The following is a 20,182-nucleotide window of genomic DNA, read 5'->3' on the forward strand; positions in this document are numbered from 1 at the left end:
TTGCATGCGTGACCAACTGCGGCAGCAGGGTTCATTCGAGCCGCGTGACGTCGATTATGCGCCAGTTGCACCGTAAGGCTAGGGGAATGTCGTATTCCGAACGGCGGGTTCGCTGCTGCCCAGGTGGGGGCCGTGCGCGCGCCGCCGGACGGTCGGCGTAGTTCCCGTAATCCGTGTGACGTACGTACCCGAACTCCGGTTCAGGGGAACGGTTGTCCGGAGGCCGGGATTGGGCTCTACTGCTGTGCAGCCCCCACTCGGGGCATATTCGCGGGAGGGACCAGAATGACAGCGGACCGGCGAACGGACCGGCGAGCACAGCGCCGTGCGGTGGGGCGGGCACGGCGCGGGGGAGGCGCCGCCCGGCCCGTGTCGCACCGGCGCCGATCGGCCGTCCGCGGCCGCAGGCCGCTGCTCACCCTGCTGCTCTCCGCCTTCTTCCTGGTCGGCGTCTGCGCGGCCACCGGAATCGCCTGGGACCCCCGCGACGGGAGCGCCGTACAAGAGGCTTCGGCCCCCGGCGCCGGCCTCCCGCCGGCCACCGGCCCGGGCGACGCGACCGGCACCCCTGGAGAGGCCACCCCGTCACCCGTCGAGCCCCCGGCCCCCACGAAGGGCGCCGCCGGCAAGGGCAATCCCGAGGGAGCGGTCGACTCCGGGGCCGAACGCCCCACCGGCGCCCTGCCCTTCGACATGCCCCAGCCGGCCGCCCTGCGCTCCGGCGAGGCGGGCAGGAAGCTGGTGTTCGCCCACTACTTCACCCCGTACCCGCTCTCCCTCGACAACGCGGCCGCGGACCGGGACTACTACACCCGCAACTACCTCAGCCCCGACGGCGAGAACGGCAAGCACGGCAGGTACGGCGGCCTGCTGCGCGACCGGCCGCTGCCCGTGACCCCGAAGAGCGGCGACTGGGAGTACGCCAACCTCCAGCAGGAGGTGCGCACGGCGCGCGCGGCGGGCATCGACGGGTTCACCCTCGACCTGCTCTCCCTCTCCGGCAAGAACTGGGACCGCTCCAACCTGCTGATGGCCGCGGCCCGTTCGGTGGACCCGGAATTCAAGATCATGCTGATGCCGGACATGACCTCCCTGAAGACCGACGACCCCGCGGTGCTCGCCGAAGCGATCGCCACGCTCGCCGACGCCTCCGCCGCACACCGGCTCCCCGACGGCAGGCTCGTCGTCTCCCCCTTCAAGGCGGAGGAGAAGAGCGTGGCCTGGTGGACCGAGGTCATCGGACTCCTCGAGTCCCAACACGGCATCCGCACCGCCTTCGTCCCGCTCTTCCTCGACTTCGGCGCCCACAGCGGCGAGTTCGCCCCGATCAGCCACGGGTTCTCCGAGTGGGGCAGCCGCAGCTACGTCGGCCAGGAGAGCTCCACGCGCGACGTCCAGCGGGCCCACGGCATGGGCAAGATCTGGATGCAGCCCGTGTCGGTCCAGGACGCGCGCCCCAACCAGGGCATCTACGACGAGGCGGGCAACACCGCGACCCTGCGTTCCACCTGGACGCGCGCCATCGAGGACGGCGCCGACTGGGTGCAGCTCACCACCTGGAACGACTACTCGGAGGGCAGCCAGTTCGCCCCCTCCCTGCACAACGGCCACGCCTACCTGGACCTGACCTCGTACTACCTGACCAAGTTCAAGACGGGCAACTGGCCGAAGATCGTCCGGGACACGCTGTACCTCTCCGCGCGCACGCAGTTCGCGGGCACCGACCCGACGGGCGACCAGTCGCTGCTGATGATGCTGCGCAAGGGCAGCGCCCCGCCCCGGGACAAGGTGGAGGTGCTCAGCTTCCTCACCGGGCCCGGATCCGTCCGGACCATCGTCGGATCCGTCCGAGGCAGCCACGAGGCTCCCGCCGGGATCCACTCGCAGCTCCTGCCGCTGAAGGTGGGCACCAGCTCGGCGCAGGTCGTACGGGAGGGGAAGAGCGGGGTGCAGGTCGATCTGCCGTACCGGGTGGACTACGACGCGGAGGTGCAGGACCTCCAGTACTACGCGGCGACCAGCGGGCGGGAACCCTAGGTCGGCGACCGCGGTCCGGCCGCGGTCCGCCGCGGGCCGGCCGCGGACCGGTCGAGCGGGCGCGGCGCGCCCCGCCCGCCCCGCCCGGTCCGGCCCGCCGCGCACGGACGCCGGGGGTTCGGTGGCGCGGTCTACCGGCATCGGCGGCGGCGGGAGATGATCCGGACGACAGCCGCGCCGCATCCCCGGAGGAGCAGTGACCGAGCCGACCCGTCCCGCCGACGCCGAGTCTCCCGCCGACGCCGACCGCCAGGCCGGGCCGCCCGGCGAGTTCCCCGGCGGGCCCGCCCTGTTCCGCCTGGACCCCCGCGTCGCCCATCTGAACCACGGCTCCTTCGGCGCGGTCCCCGTCCCCGTCCTGGAGGCCCAGGCCGCGCTCCGCGCGCAGGCGCACGCCGACCCCGACGCCTTCTTCGTCTCCGTCGCGGACCGGCTCGCCGAAGCCCGTACGCGGATCGCCGTACACCTCGGCGCCGACCCCGACGGGATCGCCTTCATCGCCAACGCCACCGAGGGTGCCAACCTCGCGCTGGACGCCGTCCCGCTCGCCGACGGCGACGAGATCCTGGTCACCGACCACGGCTACGGCACCGTCGTCGCGGCGGCCGCCCGCCGCGCCCCGGTCACCACCGTCGCCCTGGATCCCCGGCTGCCCGACGAGGACGCCGTACGGGAGGCCGTGCTGGCCGCGCTGACCCCCCGTACCCGGGTGGCCGTACTCGACCACGTCAGCTCGCCCACCGCCCGGATCATCGCCTCGCCCCGGCTCCTCGCCGACCTGCGCGCACGCGGGGTCACCACCGTCGTCGACGGCGCCCACGCCCCGGGCATGCTCGCCGACCCCCTCGCGGGCGGCGCCGACTTCTGGTTCGGCAACCTCCACAAGTGGGGCTACGCGCCCTCCGGCAGCGCCGTCCTGGCCGTCGCCCCGCAGCACCGCCGCCGGATCCGGGCGCTCGTACCGTCCTGGGAGGACCACTACGGCTTCCCGCGCTCCGTCGAGAACCGGGCCACCGCCGACTACACCGGCTGGCTCGCCGCCCCCGACGGACTGGACCTCCTCGAACGCCTCGACGCGGCCAAGGTCCGGGCCCACAACAGCGCGCTGGCCGCCCACGGCGCGGCGCTGCTCGCCGAACTCCCCGGGCTCACCCCGCTCCCGCACGGCGAGGACCTCGCCATGCGCACCCTGCGCCTGCCGCCCGGCGTCGCCGACACCCCCGACCGGGCCCGCGAGCTGCGCGAGCTGATCGCGGCCGAGCAGCGCATCCGGGTCCTGGTCTGGCCCTGGCCGGGCGGCGGCGGCATCCGCGTCTGCGGTCAGATCTACAACCGCCCCGAGGAGTACGAACGCCTCGCCGCCGTCCTCCCGTCCTACCTCAGCCGCGCCTGAGCAGGTACGTGTCCATGATCCAGCCCTTGCGGGCTCGGGCCTCGGTACGCAGCTCCTCGATCCGCCCGGCGACCTCCGCGAGCCTGCCCTGCACCAGGATCTCGTCCGGGGTGCCCACATAGGCGCCCCAGTAGATGTAGAGGTCCCGGTCCAGGTGGGCGGTGAAGGCGTGCCGCGCGTCCAGCATCACCACCACGTCGTCCACGTCGTCCGGCCAGCCCTCGGCCAGCCGGCGGCCGGTGGTGATCTGGACCGGGCGCCCGACCCGGTTGAGGTTGGTCCGGTGCCGCGCCAGCAGCGCCGAGATGCTGCTGATGCCGGGCACGACCTCGTGCTCGAAGGCCACCCGGCCGCGCTCCAGCACCTCGTCGAGGATCGCCAGCGTGGAGTCGTAGAGGGAGGGATCGCCCCAGACCAGGAACGCCCCGGTCTCACCGTCCGCCAGATCCTCCGCGATGAAGCGCTCGAAGAGCGCCGCCCGCGCGCTGCGCCAGCCGTCCACCGTCGGGGTGTAGTCGGCGGGCGTCCGGTCCCGGTCCGGGTCGCGGCCCTCCACCAGCCGGTGGCCGGGGCGGGCGTGCGCGTCGAGCATCGCGCGCCGCAGCCCGGTCAGATCCGCCTTCTCCTCGCCCTTCTCCAGGATGAGGAATGCGTCCGCCGCGCCGATCGCCCTGACCGCCTGGAGGGTCAGATGGTCCGGGTCGCCCGCGCCTATGCCGATCACTGAGAACTTCTTCACCGGGCTATTGTGCCCATCATGCGAGCCGCCCTGTTCGTCACCTGCGTCAATGACGCTCTCTACCCGCGGACCGGCATCGCCGTCGTACGCCTCCTGGAGCGGCTCGGCGTGGACGTGGACTTCCCCGCGGCCCAGAGCTGCTGCGGGCAGCCGCAGTACAACACCGGCTACCGGCACGAGACCGAACCGCTCATGCGGCGCACCGCGCGGGCCTTCGCGGGACACGAATTCGTGGTCACCCCGTCCGGATCCTGCGCCGCGATGATCCGCGAGCACTACCCGCGCATCGGCCGCAAGGCGGCCGCGGAGGGCCGCGGCGGCGAGCTCGCCGAGGCCGCAGCCTCGCTCGCACCGCGCGTGTACGAGCTCACCGAGTTCCTGGTCGACGTGCTCGGGGTGACCGACGTCAGCGCGTACTTCCCGCACACCGTCACCTACCACCCCTCCTGCCACGGCCTGCGCGGCCTGGGCCTGGGGGACCGGCCGCGTCGGCTGCTGACCGCGGTCAAGGGCCTGGACCTGGTCGAGCTGCCGGGCGCCGAGGAGTGCTGCGGCTTCGGCGGCACCTTCGCCGTCAAGAACCCGGACGTGTCCACCGCCATGGGGGCCGACAAGACCGCGGCCGCCGCCGGCACCGGCGCCCAGGTGCTCTGCGGCGCCGACAACTCCTGCCTCGCCCACCTGGACGGCCTGCTGCGCCGCGCGGACAGCCCGATGCGGACCCTGCACCTCGCGGAGATCCTGGCCGCGACCGAGGAGGAACCGCTGCCGTGACGGGCACCTACCTGGGCATGCCCGCCTTCCCCGAGGCGGCCCGCGAAGCCGTACGGGACGAGGTGCTGCGCGCCAACCTCCGGCACGCCACGCACACCATCCGCGACAAACGCGCGCGGTCCGTCGCCGAACTGGCGGACTGGGACCGGCTGCGCGCGGCGGGCAAGGCCGTCAAGGACCACACCCTGCGCCACCTCGACCGCTACCTCCTGCAGCTGGAGGAAGCGGTCACGGCGGCCGGCGGCACCGTCCACTGGGCCGCCGACGCCGACGAGGCCAACCGCATCGTCACGGACCTGGTCCGCGCGACCGGCGAGCGCGAGGTCGTCAAGGTCAAGTCCATGGCCACGCAGGAGATCGGACTCAACGAGGCCCTGGAGGCCGCGGGGATCGCCGCGTACGAGACCGACCTCGCCGAACTCATCGTGCAGCTCGGCCATGACCGCCCCTCCCACATCCTGGTCCCGGCCATCCACCGCAACCGGGCCGAGATCCGCGACATCTTCCGTACGGAGATGGGCAGTTGGGGCCGCCCTGCGCCCGAGCCGCTCGGCGACGACCCGCGGGAGCTCGCCGAGGCGGCGCGCCTGCACCTGCGCGAGAAGTTCCTGCGCGCCAGGGTCGCCGTGTCCGGGGCCAACTTCATGGTCGCCGAGACCGGCACCATGGTCGTCCTGGAGTCCGAGGGGAACGGCCGGATGTGCCTGACCCTGCCCGAGACCCTGATCTCCGTCGTCGGCATCGAAAAGGTCGTCCCGACCTTCCGCGACCTGGAGATCTTCCTCCAGACGCTGCCGCGCTCCTCGACGGCCGAGCGGATGAACCCGTACACGACGATGTGGACCGGGCTGGGCCCGTCGCGAGGGGCGGACGGCGACGGACCCGCCGCCTTCCACCTCGTCCTCCTCGACAACGGCCGCACCGACACCCTCGCCGACGAGACCGGCCGCCAGGCCCTGCGCTGCATCCGCTGCTCCGCCTGCCTCAACGTCTGCCCGGTCTACGAACGCGCCGGCGGCCACGCCTACGGCTCCGTCTACCCCGGCCCCATCGGTGCGATCCTCAGCCCCCAACTCCGCGGCACCGGCAGCGAGATCGACGCCTCGCTGCCCTACGCGTCCACCCTGTGCGGGGCCTGCTACGAGGTCTGCCCCGTCGCCATCGACATCCCCGAGGTCCTCGTCCACCTCCGCGAGCGGGTGGCCCAGGGCGGCCCGGTGACCCGCGGCGGCGTCCGCGTCACGCTCCGCCCCGCGGACGGCCGCACCGCCGAACGGGCCGCCATGCGCGCCGCCCGGCTGCTCCTGGACCACCCGGGGGCCCTGCGCGCCGGGGAGCGCCTGCTGGCCCGTGCCCGGCGGCTGGCGCCCCGCCGGCTCCCCGGGGCCGGGCGGGCCTGGACCGACAGCCGCGAACTGCCCACCGTACCGGCGGAATCCTTCCGCGACTGGTGGGCCCGGGAACGGGGGGACACGCAGTGAGCAGCAAGGACCGCATCCTGGGCCGGATCCGCCGCCCGTCGGCGAACGCTCCTGACGCGGAGATCCCCCGCGACTACCTGCAGGTCCACGGCACCCGCACCCCCGCCGAGCGCGTGGACCTGCTGGCCGCCCACCTCGCCGAGTACCGGGCCCTGGTCCACCGCACGGACGGGGACGGGCTGCCCGCACTGCTCACGCGGCTCCTCGCCGAACGGGGCGCCCGCACGGTGCTCGTCCCGCCCGGCCTGCCCCCGCACTGGCTCGCGGCCGCAGGCCCCGTCCTCGTCCCCGACCGGGCGGACTCCACCCCGCACGAGCTGGACCTGGTCGACAGCGTGGTCACCGGCTGCGCCCTGGCCGTCGCCGAGACCGGCACGATCGTCCTCGACGCGGGCCCCGACCAGGGCCGGCGCCGCATCACCCTGATCCCGGACCACCACATCTGCGTGATCCGCGTCCCGGACCAAGTGGTCGACTCCGTCCCGCAGGCCCTGCCGCTCCTCGACCCGTCCCGCCCGCTGACCTGGATCTCCGGCCCCTCCGCCACCAGCGACATCGAACTCGACCGGGTGGAGGGAGTCCACGGCCCCCGCACCCTGGAGGTGGTCCTCGTTGGCAGAGAATGAGGGCATGTCGTCCTACATCGCCCTCACGGCCCTCCTCGTCCACGACTACGACGAGGCCATCGACTTCTACACCCGCGCCCTCGGCTTCGACCTGGCCGAGGACACCGCCCGCCCGGACGGCTCCCGCTGGGTCGTGGTCCGCCCGCCCGGCGCCACCGAATCCGCCCTGCTGCTGGCCCGCGCCAAGGACGAGGCGCAGCGCTCCCGGGTCGGCGACCAGGCGGGCGGCCGCGTCGGCCACTTCCTGTACACCGACGACTTCGCCCGCGACCACGCCCGGATGACCGCCGAGGGCGTCCGCTTCCTGGAGGAGCCGCGCCACGAGGCGTACGGCTCGGTCGCCGTCTTCCAGGACCTGTACGGCAACCGCTGGGATCTGCTAGAGCCCGCCGCGCGATAGCCGGGGAGCCTCCCGTACGGGATCGGCCGGCGGGCCCCCGGCCGCCACCCGCCCGGCCAGCTCCCGGGCCCAGAGCACCAGCCCCGGCACGTCGATCCCGTACGGCCCCCCGTCCAGCCCCTCGATCCCGGCGGCCCCGCGCCGCAGCAGCCGCGCCCCGCCGACCGCATTGCCGCGCGCGGCGTGCGTCAGCCCGACCGCGAGCTGCGCGAGCCCCCGCCAGAGCGGGGCCGCGGCCTCGGGCCCGGACTTCCAGGCATCCTCGAACACCTCGTGCGCGTGGAACGGCATTCCGGCGTCCAGCAGCCGCTGCGCCTCCCGCACGGTCTCCCCGGGCGAGCGCACCACCCCTTCGGGCTGCCGCTCCACCCCGGCCGCCCCGTAGCCGAGCGGCCGCCCCAGCCCGTCCCTGGGCCGCGCACTGCGCGCCCGACCTTCGACATCCCGATCCCGTGCGTTCACCACCTCATCCTCCCTCCCGCCGATTACTGGTGCATGCACACCCCTCGGCGTGGGGTAATGTTCTGCATGTGCCGCCGAGCACGGGGAAACCCGCAGGTCGCAGGCACAACGGGACGTGGCGCAGCTTGGTAGCGCACTTGACTGGGGGTCAAGGGGTCGCAGGTTCAAATCCTGTCGTCCCGACTCGAAAGAGTCGCAGATCAGGGGCCGTTTTGGATTACTCCAAAACGGCCCCTTGATCGTTTTCGGCGACCGGTCGGGGACCGGTGGGGCCGGCCTCCTCGGCTTGTCCTTCAAGGAGTTGGCGGGTGGTCATTACCGCGATGCGCGGCGGGACTTGCCTGTGGATGCCGAGCGCAGCTGCTGTACCGGTGTCACTGCCGTGGATCAGGATGCCCCACGGGCGGCTCCGTCAAAGAATCTGATTCCGGCCACGGCAAGGGGCAAGGAAAGCCCTCGACGCCTCCTTGCATTCTATGCCGCCGATTGTCCATCTGCATCATGACAGGTCGTTTATCCGGCATCTATAGGCGCGATTCAAGGTTGAACTCGCAACGGTCGAACGCGCAAGCAATTCCGGCCGTGTGTGCGGCAGACTCTATTCGGTCGACCGCGGCGGCCGGAAAGCAGTTTGAATGCTCGAATGTGGTTTTCCGAGGAGGGTTATGTGCGCTCACGGGCCGATCTCGGGAATCCTGGTGTTGCGTACCACCTTGTCTTCACCCGCGCTGGCCAGGAACCGGCCGCCCGGGTAGAACGCCAGGGTGTTCACCGAGCGGTTGTGCTTGAGGCTGAACAGCGAATCCCCTGTGTCGGCCCGCCATACGCCTACGGTTCCGTCCGCACAGCCGGTGGCCATCAGGCTGCTGTCGGAGCTGAAGGCCACCGCTCTCAGACCACTTATGTGCTCGACATGGAAGAGCTGAGTCCATGTCTCCGTCTCCGTTATCTGAGCGGTGTGGTCCTCGCTGCAAGTGGCGATTTTTTGCCCGTCGGGGGAGAAGGCGACGCCGAGGACGAAATCCCCATGCGGAATCTGCGCCAGCTCATAGCCGGTGTCGGCGTCCCAGACATACGCCTTACCATCTGCGGATGCCGTGACCAGCAGGCGCCCGTCCGGGCTGAACTGCACGTCCTTGACCGCCCGGGCGTGGCGCAGGGACAGAATCCGGGTTCTGGTGCTGAGATCCCAGACGCAGGCCGTCGCGTCTGCACCCCCGGTGGCCAGGTATCTCCCACTGTGGTCGAAGTTGACCGCGTCGACGAAATGGCCGTGGGGCAGCTCTGCAACCAGGGATCCGGTCGGCATCTCCCAGATGCGTGCGAGGTTGTCCGTGCTGCCCGCCGCCAGCTTTCCACCGTCGGGGCTGAAGGCGACGGTGTTCACCATCGTGCTCCACCCGCTGATCCTGCGCTCCCACGTCGGCTGGCCGGTGATCACGTCCCAGACCCGCACCAGCTTGCGGGCGCCGGTCGCCAGGAGCCGCCCCTGCGGATGGACGGCCAGACTGACCACCCAGCGTCCTGTGTCGATCTCAGGACGTGGCGTGGGGTCGGGGGGTGGTGGGGGAGGCGGCTCGGGGCCCCTGCCGGTGGGGTCCTTGTCCTTGTCCTTGTCCTTGTGCTTGTGCTTGTGCTCGGGCGGTGGCGGTGGCGGAGGCGGCCGCCGTGAAGAGGTGAGGTCGAAGAGCCTGGCATCGCCACTGCGCTGGTACAGGACGGGGGTGAAACACTCCAGGCTGTCGTCCTTGTCGGCCCGCAGCGCGATGCGGCCCGTGCGCACCGCTTCGTCTACCGGCCGGTTGGCCGCGAGGGCCTGGTAGAAGGCCCTGGAGAAGAGAAGGGCGGCCTTGTCGGTCACCGCGAACTGCATCGCCACCACGGCCGGCACCGTGAACTCCAGTTCGGCCGCCGTACTGGAGAACAGATCCTGGGCATGTGAGGTTCCCGTCTCACAGCTGTTGAGCACGACCAGGCGGGGGGCGGGCTCGGCGATGCTGATGAGCGAGCCGAGCGCCTCTGCGTGCAGCGGATCCGGACGGCCCTGTTCATCGGCGAGGATGATCATTCCCTCGCGCCTGAGCTCGTCGAACTTTCCGTGACCTATGAAGTGGAAGATGTGGCACCCGTGGAGCAGTGCGTCGAAGAGGTGCCGTTTGGTCTGACCGTGCACCCAGTCGAGCTGCACCATCCCCTCGTTGAGGAGTGGCTTGAGCGCGGTGCTCAGGCTCTCCTTCTCGGCTTCCGCGTCCAGCGCGCCCAGCGAGCCGGGAAGGGACACCATGCCCAGGATGCGTAGCGGCGGCTGCACGTGCAGTGGCGAGACGGGCTCGAGGATCTCGACGTAGCGGATGATCGGGTGGTGCAGACACAGATAGCCGCCGAACTTGGCATCGTGCAAGAGTTCCCAGGGCAATGCGGCGAGTTCCGGGGAGCGGACCCGAAGAACCATACGCAGTCTCTGCCCGTGCTCTCGCGCCTTCTGTCGGCTGGAAAGGTAGAGCGCTTGGACCGAGCTTTGAAACACGGCCTCGAACAACATGCCGCCGACCTGACGTGCGGGCGCCTCCAGTTCCGTCCCCACGGACCGTGAGCGCGAGGCGGACCCGAGCACGGCAGCCTGGAGCGAGGGCAGTCTGCCCAACAACTCGTGCGCGTCGATATCGGCGATGGCACGGTCCTCACCGCAGGGCGAGGACACTTCGACGCAATAGCCTCCGGGCGCCTCGCTCATTTCGAGTACAAAATCGAACTCTGCCGACATGGCGCCCTTCTCTCCGCGCAGCCGGATCAAGGCTCCGCTGTGGGCGAGGGGGTAGCGGGCGCTACGTCTGAATCCCCTATGGGCTGGGAGGTATCCCGGACCCAGGTGAGAAAGTCGGAGAAGTGCTTCGGGTCCGAAATCTCGGCCCAGACAACGATGTTGAAACGCCGGTCCGTGTACACGGCTACCGTGCTACCTTCGGACACATAGCAGGCGAGATCGCCAACAGTTACGGACGCATCGTCCAGATAGTACTCAGTATGGCTTCCCTTTTTATAGTCATCAATTTTGTTGCATTCGGTTCCCGGCTGGCTTTCGGGGGCAGTCTGCTTCACCCAGTAGGCATGCATGGAATGCACGTCAGGGAACATGGTGTACCACACATATTCCGGGATCATGCCTTCCGTGCTGCAGTTCGCGCTGACCGCTCCCTTGGGGGCTTCAGCGGATTCCGTGCACACCAGGGAAGCCTTGACGTCGGGCGGAATATGGGCCTTGAGATCGGCCAGCGAAAGCTCATGCTTTTCCGGCTCGGTCGATACGCCCCACATTCCGCCCGCCAGCAGCAGCACGCCGAGAATGGCGACGATAACGCGAGGTGCCCGATGCATCTTCGGGATGGTCATCAAGCGCCTGGATATTCCGCTGCCGATCAGGGCGGCCACCAGGAGGACACAGCCGATGACAATGAGAATGATCTCCACGACGAGTGGCATGACCTAGCTCCTTCGGGCGCCTCGATTCGATCTACGCGCTCAGGAGATGGGGGAACAGTCAACTACCTGGCAACACCCCATATTTCGTGCTAATCCATAGCTTATGAGCATCATAGAGTTTTCGCTAGACGATGGCAGCGCCGTGCTGGTCAGGGTCCCCGACGAGCTGGCGTCCAGCTCCGTGCTCACCCGGGGTGCGTCGACCTCTGCGGTGATCGAGAAGGCCGAGGCCACGTTCGACTCCGTCATGCACGCCGTGCGGGCCGTAACCCGTGGCGTGGCCGGGCAACTTGAGGACTTCGCGCAGCGACCGGATGTCCTCGTTGTGGAGTTCGGTGTCGAGCTGAGCGCCCAGGCGGGGGCGATCATCACGGCAGCCGGCGCCTCGGCTCACGTGAAAGTCAGCCTGACGTGGAGCAAGCAGTGACTGACGGTCAGCCGTCAATTTCGGTACGCCGGAGGCAGGCAGCGCCTGCATCCACACCGAACCAGATCTTCGGGTGCGTGGAGCCGATGAGCGAGAACGGCCCCGACCGGGTCCTGAGGACCGAGCTGACCACAGCGGGCGTGGGGACCCCCCCCGGAAAGTGATGTCACACCCATCATGACAGGTCAGAGGGTGTTTTCGTAGGAGGAACAGCACAGGGAACCAGCCTTGTCCAGCCCTCTGCGGGGCGCCCAGAATCGCCGCTATGAATCGCTCGGGGAAATTCGATCAGGACGACATCGTGCGGGCGCGGAACGTGCTGCTCGCGTCGGGGTACCGCTCGCCGCGCGAGGAAGTCGACGCCTACCGGGTGCTCGCGCAGGTCGGCCCGGCCTCGTACCTACCGCTCCTGGCCAAGGCACTGCAAGGTCTGAGCTACGACACCCGTATCGGCAAGTGGCATCCGTCCGCCCTGGCGCTCTGCGAGGAGGCGGTGGCCGTGGCGCGGTCCATGGATCCGGCCGAGCCCACCCGTGCGGACGCTCTGTACGGGGCTCTCAACTCGTGCCAGAGACAGCTGTACCGCGTGGGCCGCCGCGCCGAAGGACTCGCCATGCGCGCCGAGATGCTCGCCATCAGCCGTGCACAGGCCGAACTGTCCCGAACCCCCGTGGCCGGTGGGCTGCACGAGTGGGCTGCCGGACTCTCCGTGGAAGGCCGGTACGCCGAGGCTGCCGATGCCATGACCGAGTTGGTGGCAGCGCTCGTGCCCCACGGGCCCAGTAGCGGGGGTCTCGCCTGGTCGCTCCTCGACTGGATCGCCGCTCTCCACAACGCCGGCCGGTCCGGCGAAGCGCTCGCCGCGTTCGAGACGCTCTTCAGCATGCAGGACGTCGAAGCCGCGAACGGCCGCGGTCTGTCGGCCTGCCGTCTCTACTCGCTCATCTGGTACGCGCAGATGCTGGACATGTACGACCGGGGCGAGCAGGCGGCACTCGTGCGGCAAGAGGTGCTGGCCCTCCTGACGGAGCTGGCCGATACAGGTGAGCGGACGACCTGGGGCAGCTACGAGGCGGCGTTCTGGGCGGTCCTGCTGACCTTCTCCGGCGCCGAAAGCGACCGACTTGCGTCCGATGGACCGTGTACGGCGTCGGGGGCTGCGCCCCTGCAGTGGTCGCCCGACGGCAAGCCGGGCTATTTCGACAGCCGTCATGCCCTCCGAGAAGAGGTGGACGCCCTCGCTCCGCGAGCCACCGCGGATCCGGACCGGCATCTCGCCGAACTGGTGCGCCTGCATCGGGCCCTCACCATCCGCTCCGCCGTCTACTGGCAGAACCGCACCCACATGTTCGGGGAGGAGGTGCGCTCGCTGTTCGACGACGGAGTGGACCTGGCCCGCCGGCTGTTCCGGCACGACCCGGCAGGAGGAGCACGGACACTGGCGAGGATCCTGATCGACCGATCGACGTTCCGTATCGCGGACTGTGAGTTCGGGCCCGCCCTCGATGACTTCCGCCAGGCCCTGACTCACCTGGGGGAGGCCGCCTGACCCGAATCGGCCGGCGTCCCGGGACGCAGGTCCGCGGGGCCGGGGGAGGCGATCCGGCACGGTGTCGGTGTCGGTGTCAGTGGCGGCTGGCAGGGTGCGTGGTGAACATGATCGTGAGAGAGGTGTGGCTGTGACTGGTCTGGGTCGGCTCAGGGAGCTGCTCGGGGAGCCGGAGGTCTGGGGATGGGCGCGGCCGGGACTGTGGGATGCGTCCGAGGCGTACCTCGGGGTGGCGCTGCCGGCGGACTACAAGGCCTTTCTCGATCTCTACGGGCCGGGTGCCATCGACGGGTACCTGTGGCTGAACCGGCCGATCGACGGCACCGAGGAGGAAGCGGAGGGACTCTGGCCGTCGCAGGGGTCCGAGGAGAGGGATCCCGACCGCTACCCGTGGCCGTTTCACCCCGAAGAGGGTGGCCTCATCTGGTGGGGATCCGACGAGGAGAACTTCTACTACTTCCTGCCCCTGGAAGCGGATCCCGCTGAGTGGCGCATCGTCGTCCAGGGCGAAGGCGGCAGCTGGTTCGAGACCGCCGGAACCTTCACCGACTTCCTCCTGCGGTGCTTCGACCGGATCGACCGCCCGCCGTTCATCGCCCGTGACTGGCCCGGGACCGACGCGAAGTACGTCCCGTACGAGCCGGACACCGGGAGCTGACCCGGCGGGTGTCCGCAGACCCGGCCCGGTGCTCCCGCCGATGGCGCACCGGCACCGGCACCGGCACCGCGGCTCAGGCCGTGCGCCGGGCCGCATCGAGGGCGTCGGCCCGTCCTTCCAGGGCCGCCGCGATGGCGTTCCCGTCCGGGGCGTGCACGGACAGGCTCCGGGCCGCCTCACGCAACAGCGCCGGCTCGTCCGGCCGTTGCAGGAGGACGAGCCGATAGGCCAGGTTCCGGATCCGGGCCGGCAGGTATCCGTCGGCCGCATCCGGACACAGCTCCCGCAGCATGGTGAGGAGGGCGTCGGGGTCGGCGAAGGTCAGTGCTTCGACGAAGTAGAACTCGGCGTGCTCGCTGGTGCACCCCGGCGCGGGTCGGTAACCGTCCCCGTCTGCGTCCTCGTACAGACACCGGGCGTGCTCCGTCAGCGTGTTGTGCATGCCGGGCAGCCTACGGTGCCGTGCTCCTGCCGGGCTGCACGCCCCTGCCCGAGCCGTATGCCCACGGCTGCACGGCGGACAGTGACAGGGAGTCGGTCCCTTTCGAACGGGATGACGACGGGCCGGATAGGGTCGGTGCGTCGTGGTGGACGCGGGGAGGGGACAGCCGGGCATGGAGCGGGCGACGGGGGCGGTCGAGCCGGTGGAATCGGTGCATCTCGTGGGGGAGCGGGTCCGGTTGGAGCCGCTGGAGCTCCGGCACCACGACGGGCTCTGCGAGGCGGTCCGCGACGGCAGTCTGTGGGAGCTCGCGGTGACGAGCGTCCCGCACCCGGACGATGTCCGCGGCTTCATCGAAGAGGCGACGGCGGCCCGCGTCGAGGGTACGCAGATCCCGTACGCGACGGTGGACGCTGCGACGGGACGGGTACTGGGATCGACCCGGCTGATGATGATCAACACTGCGCAGCGGCGGCTGGAGATCGGCTGGACCTACCTGGCGGCGTCGCGGCAGGGGACCGGTGCGAACACCGAGGCGAAGCTGCTGATGCTGACGCACGCCTTCGAGGCGATGGGGATGAACCGGGTCGAGCTGCTCACGGATGTGCGCAACGCCAGGTCGAGGGCCGCGATCGCCGGGCTGGGCGCGACGCTCGAGGGCGTGTTGCGGCACCACATGGTCATGCGGGACGGCTGGATCCGCGACACGGCGGTGTACAGCATCACCCGGCCGGAATGGCCGGAGGCGAAGCAGGCGTTGGAGGCGCGCCGGGCGGGCCGCCGCCCGACCGCCCTGCCGCCCGCCCCGGACGAGCTCTGAGCGCTCCTCCGGCGCGAGGGCGCTCGCCGCGGACGGCGGTCAGGGGGACTGCGTCGTGGATCCCTCCGTGGGCGCGTCCGCAGGTGCGGCGGCCGGGGCTCCGGTCCGGGGTTCGGCCCGGATGCCAGTGATGACCACCGTGATGAGGCAGAACGCGATGACCGTCTCCGCCCAGAGGAAGGCGATGTAGTCGAGCAGGCAGCCGATGGGCGGGGCTCCGGGGGCCGTGTTGCGGAAGGCGGCCAGGGCGAAGAGCGTTGCGGCCATCCAGCCGAGCGCGGGCCAGGTGAGGCCCTTGCGGCGGGTGACCAGGTACCAGCCGCCGATCAGCACCGAGACGGCGAGCGCCCACATGGCCAGCATCATGAAGACCGCGAAGACGAAGACGCTGTTGGACCGGGCCAGCCCGATGTCGAGGACCGCGATGTCCTGCGCCGTCGAGGCGTCGACGGTCGCGGAGAACAGCACGTCGTTGTTGGAGAGCGTGACGCGGACCGGAACCTTCTCGCCGCCGAGCACCGCACCGAACTCGACGTCCGCCCCGTAGGAGTCGAAGGGGTAGTCCGTGATCGACCCGCCCGTCAGGGCCACGGGGACGTCCATGGTGGAGATGCGCTGGTGGGCCTTGAACGCGAGGTCGCCCCGGGTGGCCGTCGAGGTCTGAACCGTCAGGTCCTCCACGGGGGAGACCCCGCCGGCCTCGGCCAGGGTGCCCCGGGGCGTGACCAGGACGCGCAGGGTCATCTCCCGGCCGGCGGCGTCCACGCGCTGGATCGTGGCGTCGACGTCGATGCGGTCCCGGTCGGAGCGCCCCGCCGTGTACACCGTGTCCAGGGCCTGGCGTTCCCCGAACTGGAGCCAGGCTCCCACGGTGACCGCCGCCACGATGGCGATCACGAGGAGGCCCGGCAGCAGCGGGACGCGGCGCGGCAACGGCGCGCTTCGTACGGTGCGGTGGGAGTCGGACACGGACGCTCCGGTGGTGCGCGGGGTACGGGGATCTCGGGCGGCGGGGAGGTCAGGCTGCGGGCTTGCCGGGCTGGTCGTGGGTCGAGCAGTGGATGCCGCCGCCGCCCGAGGCGATGGTGTCGATCTTCACCGGTACGACGTCCCGCTTGGGGAAGTGCTCGCGCAGGATCCCGCGGGCCCGGTCGTCCGCCTTGCGGTCCCCGAACTGCGGCATGAACACGGAGTCGTTGGCGACGTAGAAATTGGCGTACGTGGAGACGAAGTCGTCGCCCTCGCCCGTGATCCGGTTCAGGTCGGGCTGCGGCAGGTCGATGACCTCGAAACGGCGGCCGCGGGCGTCCGTGGCCTTCGACAGGACGGACTTCGCCTGGTCGGCGGAGCGGGACCAGGAGTCCGCCGGAGTGCCGGGGTGGGCGCGGTCCAGCAGGACCACGCCGGGGGCGGTGAAGCGTACGAGGCTGTCCACATGCGCGTCGGTGATGTCCTCGCCGCGTACGCCGGCCAGCCAGATGACCTTCTCGACGCCCAGGGTCTGCTTGAGCTCGGCCTCGATCGTGTCCCGGGACTTCCCCTTGTTGCGGTTGTCGTTGACGATCGAGCTCTCGGTGATCAGCAGGGTGCCCTCGCCGTCGGTCTCGAAGGAGCCGCCCTCGGCGACGAGCGGGGCCTGAACCCGGGGGATCCGGTACTTCTGGAGCAGGAGGCGGCCGACCTGGCCGTCGTTCGTGTGCTCCTGCTTGTTGCCCCAGCCGTTGAAGTTGAAGTCGACGCCGACGACCTTGCCGCCCTCCTCGACGAACACGGGGACGGTGTCGCGGGCCCACAGGTCGTCGACGGCCAGGGGGATGACCTCGACCTGGGAGCCGCAGGCGCGCTGGGCGGCGTCCGCCTGGTCGGGGCGGGCCATCATGATCACCTCTTCGTAGCCGCCGACGGCGCGGGCGATCCGCGCGATGTCCTCGCGTACGTAGGGCAGGTCCTGCTCCCAGACCGAGGTGAGGGCCGGCCAGGACATGAAGGTGCGGGTGTGGCTCTCCCACTCGGCGCCGAGCCGGCGCTCACCGCCCGAGCCGGGCTGCGGGGAGCCGTCGGCGCCGGGCTGCGCGCCGGATTCCGCGGGGCCGCAGGCCGCGGCGCCGAAGACGGCGGCGCCGATCCCGGCGAGGGTACGGAGAACGGTCCGGCGGGTGGGGGGAGTGAACGACACGGGGGGACTCCGATCGTGTGCTGGCGGAGCGCGAGGGGCGTCCGGCCAGGGCGGGCACGGGAGGCGTGGCACAGGCAGGCGGGCCGGGCCCTATCCAAAGGGTGCACGCTTTGCACCGAGAACGTCCGGTACGCACGGGTAAGTGGTGCGCCCGGATGTCGTCCACTGTTGCACTGACTGGAAATTCAGTCAATTTGCGATTCGAAGGAACGGAGCAGGGCGATCTCGACTCCGATCGCCCCGCGCATCAGGTCGCGGGCGTGCCCCACCGGCAGCAGACCGCTCAGCCAGCGGCCGCTCAGCCCCTCCAGGAGGGCGGTCAGCCGCTCCGCGGCGGGGGTGACGGCGGCGGGCGGCGCTGCGGGGCACACCGCGGCCAGCAGGCCGGCGACCTCCTCCACCCAGGCCGCTCCGGCGGCGCCGAGCTCGTCGCGCAGCTCCGGGTCGAAGATCGTGTGGGCCCGCAGCTCCCCCCAGGCCGTGCTGTTCTCGCGCACCTCGGGCAGGTCCTGGAACTCGAGCAGCAGGATCCGCTCCAGGAGCTGCCGGGGGTCCGTGGTGGCGGGCGGGGATCCCGCCGCGTCGGCGGCGCCCGTATAGCGGTCGGCCCGGTCGGTGATGAAGGCCAGGGCCTGCCGCAGGATGCCGGTCCGGTCCTTGAAGTGGTAGTAGATCAGGGCGGTCGACACGCCGGCCTCGGCCGCCAGGTCGCTCACCCGCAGTCCCCGTACCCCGCGCCGCGCGATGACCCGGGCGGCGCCCTCCAGGATGGCCCTTCTGCGATCCGACACTCGGCGATCCTCCCTTCCGGCGGTGTGCGTCTCGCATTGTCACACATTGACTGAAACTTTAGTTAGCGGCACGATGCGCCCCAGGTCAGTCATTGCCGCATCGTTGAAAGAGCCGCCGCATGTTCGCACCGCCCCCCGGCGCACAGTCCGCCCTCACGGCCCTGTCCGCCGACGACCCCCACGAGATCGGCGGCTACCGCCTCCACGCCCGGCTCGGCTCCGGCGGCATGGGGGTGGTCTACCTGGCGTACACGCCGGGCGGCCGGCCCATCGCGCTGAAGGCGGTGCGGCGGGAGTTCGCGGCGGACCCCGAGTTCCGCGAGCGCTTCGCCCGGGAAGTGGCGAGCGCCCGCCGGATCCACGGCCTCTTCACGGCGCAGGTGGTCGACTCGGGGGAGGACGACCACACCCCGTGGCTCGCCACGGCCTACGTACCCGGCCCCTCGCTGCACCAGGTCGTCCAGCGCCACGGACCGCTGCCGGTGCGTACGGTGCTCCTGCTCGTCGCGGGCATCGCCGAGGCGCTCCAGGAGATCCACCGGGTGGGCGTCGTCCACCGGGACCTCAAGCCGGCCAATGTCCTGATCGCCGGGGACGGCCCGCGGGTGATCGACTTCGGGATCGCGCGCGCCGCCGACGCCGCCGCGCTCACCGGGGTGGGTCTGAGCATCGGCACCGCCGCGTTCATGGCGCCCGAGCAGGCCCTGGGCCGCCCGGTGACCTCCGCGACCGACGTCTTCGCGCTCGGGGCGCTCGCCGGGTACGTCGCGGGCGGGGTGCCGCCCTTCGGCAACGGGCCGGAGTCCGGTGCGCTGTACCGCGTGGTCCACGAGCACCCGGACCTCGGCCGGATCCCCGGGGAGCTGCACGAACTGCTGTCGTGGTGCCTGGCGAAGCGCCCGGAGGACCGTCCCACGACCGCCGGTCTGATCGCGGCCGTCCAGGCCCACCCCCTCGTGGGTCCGCGGCCGGAGTTCACCGAGGGCTGGCTGCCGCGGCCCGTGCGGGAGGAGGTCGGGGGGCGGGCGGACGCGGACCGGTCCGGCCGGTCGGAACCGCCCGTACCGGAACACCTCCGGGCGACCGCGATCGCGACCGCAACGGCGTCCGTATCCGCGTCGGTGCCGGTGCCGGGAGCTGCGTCGGCATCTGCGCCCGCAGCCGCGTACTCCGTCACGGGGCCGGGCGGGACGATGCCGTACGCCCCGAGCCCGAGCCCGGTCCCGGGGCTGAATCCGGATCCGGCTGCCGGTTCGGCCCCGAGCCGGGTGCCGGGCCCGGCCCCGGTTCCGGCGGCCCCCGCGGGGCCGGTACCCGCCCCCGCGCGCGGCGACCGGCGCCGCTCGCGGCGGCTGCCGGTGATCGGCCTGGCTCTCGCGACCCTGCTGGCCTGTGGTGGCGCGGCCTACTGGTTCGGCTTCCCCCCGGAGGAGGGCGACGCCCCCGCGGCCGAACCCGCCGCCTCCCCGCCCCGGCCGCCGACGGCCTCCTCGTACGCGCCCGGATACCCGCAGGCCGAGCTCACCGTTCCGGATTCCGGTTACGAGTTCGACCTTCGCGCCGGGAAGGTGGTCCCCGTCGAGACGGCCGCCTGGTACCTCGCCCGCGGCTCCGACGCGTTCCTGCTGTCCGAGGAGTCCGACGCTTTCGTCGCCGACGGAAACGGAGAGCTGACCCCGGACGACTGCGCGCGGGGGATCGAGACCCGCCCCGTGACGACCCTGCCCTTCAAGGCGCTCGCGCAGGAGCGTCCCTTCTGTGTGCGAAGCCCTGACCTGCAGGAAGTTGCGATCGTCCGGCTCGTCGAGACGACCGCCGCAGGCTCCGTCACGATCTCCGTCGAGCACTTCCGCAAGGGCTGATCCCGGGAAGTGGAACCGGTTCTGTCCTCCCGGGTGACACGCGGGAGAGGTTGACTGAATTTTCA

At 71.1% G+C, this 20,182-nt stretch carries 19 protein-coding genes and 1 tRNA gene; 12 read left to right on the plus strand and 8 right to left on the minus strand.

Going from position 1 to position 20,182, the window contains the following annotated elements:
- Positions 1–369: 369 nt before the first annotated feature.
- Both OG753_RS33885 and OG753_RS33890 read left to right on the plus strand, forming a co-directional pair.
- On the plus strand, positions 370–2,037 hold the full coding sequence (locus OG753_RS33885; protein ID WP_405791262.1) for an endo-1,3-alpha-glucanase family glycosylhydrolase: 1,668 nt from the start codon (positions 370–372) through the stop codon (positions 2,035–2,037).
- Positions 2,038–2,233: 196 nt separating this feature from the next.
- Positions 2,234–3,430, plus strand: coding sequence for an aminotransferase class V-fold PLP-dependent enzyme (locus tag OG753_RS33890; RefSeq protein WP_405791263.1), 1,197 nt, complete (start codon positions 2,234–2,236; stop codon positions 3,428–3,430).
- Here the strand turns inward: OG753_RS33890 and cobF are convergent.
- Positions 3,417–4,169 (minus strand): precorrin-6A synthase (deacetylating), encoded by a 753-nt coding sequence (cobF, locus tag OG753_RS33895; protein ID WP_327265423.1) that lies wholly within the window; start codon positions 4,167–4,169, stop codon positions 3,417–3,419. The genes OG753_RS33890 and cobF overlap by 14 nt on opposite strands.
- Positions 4,170–4,187: 18 nt before the next feature.
- On the opposite strand from cobF, the gene OG753_RS33900 reads away from it, so the two are divergent.
- The 4 genes from OG753_RS33900 to OG753_RS33915 are packed head-to-tail and all read left to right on the plus strand — an operon-like array spanning position 4,188 to position 7,450.
- Entirely contained in the window at positions 4,188–4,943 is a 756-nt protein-coding gene (locus OG753_RS33900; RefSeq protein WP_405791264.1) for a (Fe-S)-binding protein, read from the plus strand.
- A complete protein-coding gene (locus OG753_RS33905; protein WP_405791265.1) occupies positions 4,940–6,424 on the plus strand; it encodes a lactate utilization protein B in 1,485 nt (494 codons plus the stop codon). Before OG753_RS33900 ends, OG753_RS33905 begins: the two co-directional genes overlap by 4 nt.
- Positions 6,421–7,050, plus strand: a complete 630-nt coding sequence (locus OG753_RS33910) for a lactate utilization protein C (RefSeq protein WP_405791266.1) — start codon at positions 6,421–6,423, stop codon at positions 7,048–7,050. Before OG753_RS33905 ends, OG753_RS33910 begins: the two co-directional genes overlap by 4 nt.
- A gap of 4 nt (positions 7,051–7,054) precedes the next feature.
- Positions 7,055–7,450 carry a VOC family protein gene (locus OG753_RS33915; RefSeq protein WP_327265427.1) on the plus strand — a complete coding sequence of 132 codons (396 nt, stop codon included), beginning with the start codon at positions 7,055–7,057 and terminating at the stop codon, positions 7,448–7,450.
- On the opposite strand, the gene OG753_RS33920 is transcribed toward OG753_RS33915, so the two are convergent.
- The gene (locus OG753_RS33920; protein ID WP_405791267.1) at positions 7,430–7,912 is read right to left on the minus strand and encodes a DUF309 domain-containing protein; all 483 of its coding nucleotides are present in this window, start codon (positions 7,910–7,912) and stop codon (positions 7,430–7,432) included. The genes OG753_RS33915 and OG753_RS33920 overlap by 21 nt on opposite strands.
- 109 nt (positions 7,913–8,021) lie before the next feature.
- On the opposite strand from OG753_RS33920, the gene OG753_RS33925 reads away from it, so the two are divergent.
- Positions 8,022–8,095, plus strand: a tRNA-Pro gene (locus OG753_RS33925).
- Positions 8,096–8,585: 490 nt separating this feature from the next.
- Here the strand turns inward: OG753_RS33925 and OG753_RS33930 are convergent.
- Together OG753_RS33930 and OG753_RS33935 are read right to left on the minus strand one after the other, a co-directional pair.
- On the minus strand, positions 8,586–10,676 hold the full coding sequence (locus OG753_RS33930; RefSeq protein ID WP_405791268.1) for a CHAT domain-containing WD40 repeat protein: 2,091 nt from the start codon (positions 10,674–10,676) through the stop codon (positions 8,586–8,588).
- Between the two features lie 26 nt (positions 10,677–10,702).
- A complete protein-coding gene (locus tag OG753_RS33935) occupies positions 10,703–11,392 on the minus strand; it encodes a hypothetical protein (protein ID WP_327265472.1) in 690 nt (229 codons plus the stop codon).
- 103 nt (positions 11,393–11,495) lie between these two features.
- Between OG753_RS33935 and OG753_RS33940 the strand changes: the two genes are divergently transcribed.
- From OG753_RS33940 to OG753_RS33950, 3 genes are all read left to right on the plus strand, one after another.
- On the plus strand, positions 11,496–11,819 hold the full coding sequence (locus OG753_RS33940) for a CU044_2847 family protein (protein WP_327265473.1): 324 nt from the start codon (positions 11,496–11,498) through the stop codon (positions 11,817–11,819).
- A 265-nt stretch (positions 11,820–12,084) separates the two neighbouring features.
- On the plus strand, positions 12,085–13,368 hold the full coding sequence (locus OG753_RS33945; protein ID WP_405791269.1) for a hypothetical protein: 1,284 nt from the start codon (positions 12,085–12,087) through the stop codon (positions 13,366–13,368).
- A gap of 130 nt (positions 13,369–13,498) precedes the next feature.
- Positions 13,499–14,026, plus strand: a complete 528-nt coding sequence (locus OG753_RS33950) for an SMI1/KNR4 family protein (RefSeq protein ID WP_405791270.1) — start codon at positions 13,499–13,501, stop codon at positions 14,024–14,026.
- Positions 14,027–14,099: 73 nt separating this feature from the next.
- Here the strand turns inward: OG753_RS33950 and OG753_RS33955 are convergent, their stop codons facing one another.
- On the minus strand, positions 14,100–14,468 hold the full coding sequence (locus tag OG753_RS33955) for a hypothetical protein (RefSeq protein ID WP_405791271.1): 369 nt from the start codon (positions 14,466–14,468) through the stop codon (positions 14,100–14,102).
- A gap of 172 nt (positions 14,469–14,640) precedes the next feature.
- On the opposite strand from OG753_RS33955, the gene OG753_RS33960 reads away from it, so the two are divergent.
- Entirely contained in the window at positions 14,641–15,288 is a 648-nt protein-coding gene (locus OG753_RS33960; protein ID WP_327265477.1) for a GNAT family protein, read from the plus strand.
- 39 nt (positions 15,289–15,327) lie between these two features.
- On the opposite strand, the gene OG753_RS33965 is transcribed toward OG753_RS33960, so the two are convergent.
- From OG753_RS33965 to OG753_RS33975, 3 genes are all read right to left on the minus strand, one after another.
- Positions 15,328–16,257 (minus strand): DUF4436 domain-containing protein, encoded by a 930-nt coding sequence (locus tag OG753_RS33965; protein WP_405791272.1) that lies wholly within the window; start codon positions 16,255–16,257, stop codon positions 15,328–15,330.
- A 49-nt stretch (positions 16,258–16,306) separates the two neighbouring features.
- On the minus strand, positions 16,307–17,464 hold the full coding sequence (locus OG753_RS33970; protein ID WP_327265478.1) for an agmatine deiminase family protein: 1,158 nt from the start codon (positions 17,462–17,464) through the stop codon (positions 16,307–16,309).
- A 185-nt stretch (positions 17,465–17,649) separates the two neighbouring features.
- Positions 17,650–18,255: a TetR/AcrR family transcriptional regulator gene (locus OG753_RS33975; protein WP_405791273.1), complete on the minus strand. Its 606-nt coding sequence runs from the start codon at positions 18,253–18,255 to the stop codon at positions 17,650–17,652.
- Between the two features lie 119 nt (positions 18,256–18,374).
- Here OG753_RS33975 and OG753_RS33980 point away from each other — a divergent pair, with 119 nt between their 5' ends.
- Positions 18,375–20,117, plus strand: coding sequence for a serine/threonine-protein kinase (locus OG753_RS33980; RefSeq protein ID WP_405791274.1), 1,743 nt, complete (start codon positions 18,375–18,377; stop codon positions 20,115–20,117).
- Positions 20,118–20,182: the final 65 nt, after the last annotated feature.

This window comes from Streptomyces sp. NBC_00029, from assembly GCF_045160505.1.
Taxonomy (GTDB): Bacteria; Actinomycetota; Actinomycetes; order Streptomycetales; family Streptomycetaceae; genus Streptomyces.

What these genes read in the sequence shown, in the direction of transcription:
- OG753_RS33900 (WP_405791264.1), top strand. Translation starts at nt 4,188, where the DNA reads ATGCGAGCCGCCCTGTTCGTCACCTGCGTCAATGACGCTCTCTACCCG.
- OG753_RS33915 (WP_327265427.1), top strand. Translation starts at nt 7,055, where the DNA reads ATGTCGTCCTACATCGCCCTCACGGCCCTCCTCGTCCACGACTACGAC.
- OG753_RS33930 (WP_405791268.1), bottom strand. Translation starts at nt 10,676, where the DNA reads ATGTCGGCAGAGTTCGATTTTGTACTCGAAATGAGCGAGGCGCCCGGA.
- OG753_RS33935 (WP_327265472.1), bottom strand. Translation starts at nt 11,392, where the DNA reads ATGCCACTCGTCGTGGAGATCATTCTCATTGTCATCGGCTGTGTCCTC.
- OG753_RS33940 (WP_327265473.1), top strand. Translation starts at nt 11,496, where the DNA reads ATGAGCATCATAGAGTTTTCGCTAGACGATGGCAGCGCCGTGCTGGTC.
- OG753_RS33945 (WP_405791269.1), top strand. Translation starts at nt 12,085, where the DNA reads ATGAATCGCTCGGGGAAATTCGATCAGGACGACATCGTGCGGGCGCGG.
- OG753_RS33955 (WP_405791271.1), bottom strand. Translation starts at nt 14,468, where the DNA reads ATGCACAACACGCTGACGGAGCACGCCCGGTGTCTGTACGAGGACGCA.
- OG753_RS33960 (WP_327265477.1), top strand. Translation starts at nt 14,641, where the DNA reads ATGGAGCGGGCGACGGGGGCGGTCGAGCCGGTGGAATCGGTGCATCTC.
- OG753_RS33980 (WP_405791274.1), top strand. Translation starts at nt 18,375, where the DNA reads ATGTTCGCACCGCCCCCCGGCGCACAGTCCGCCCTCACGGCCCTGTCC.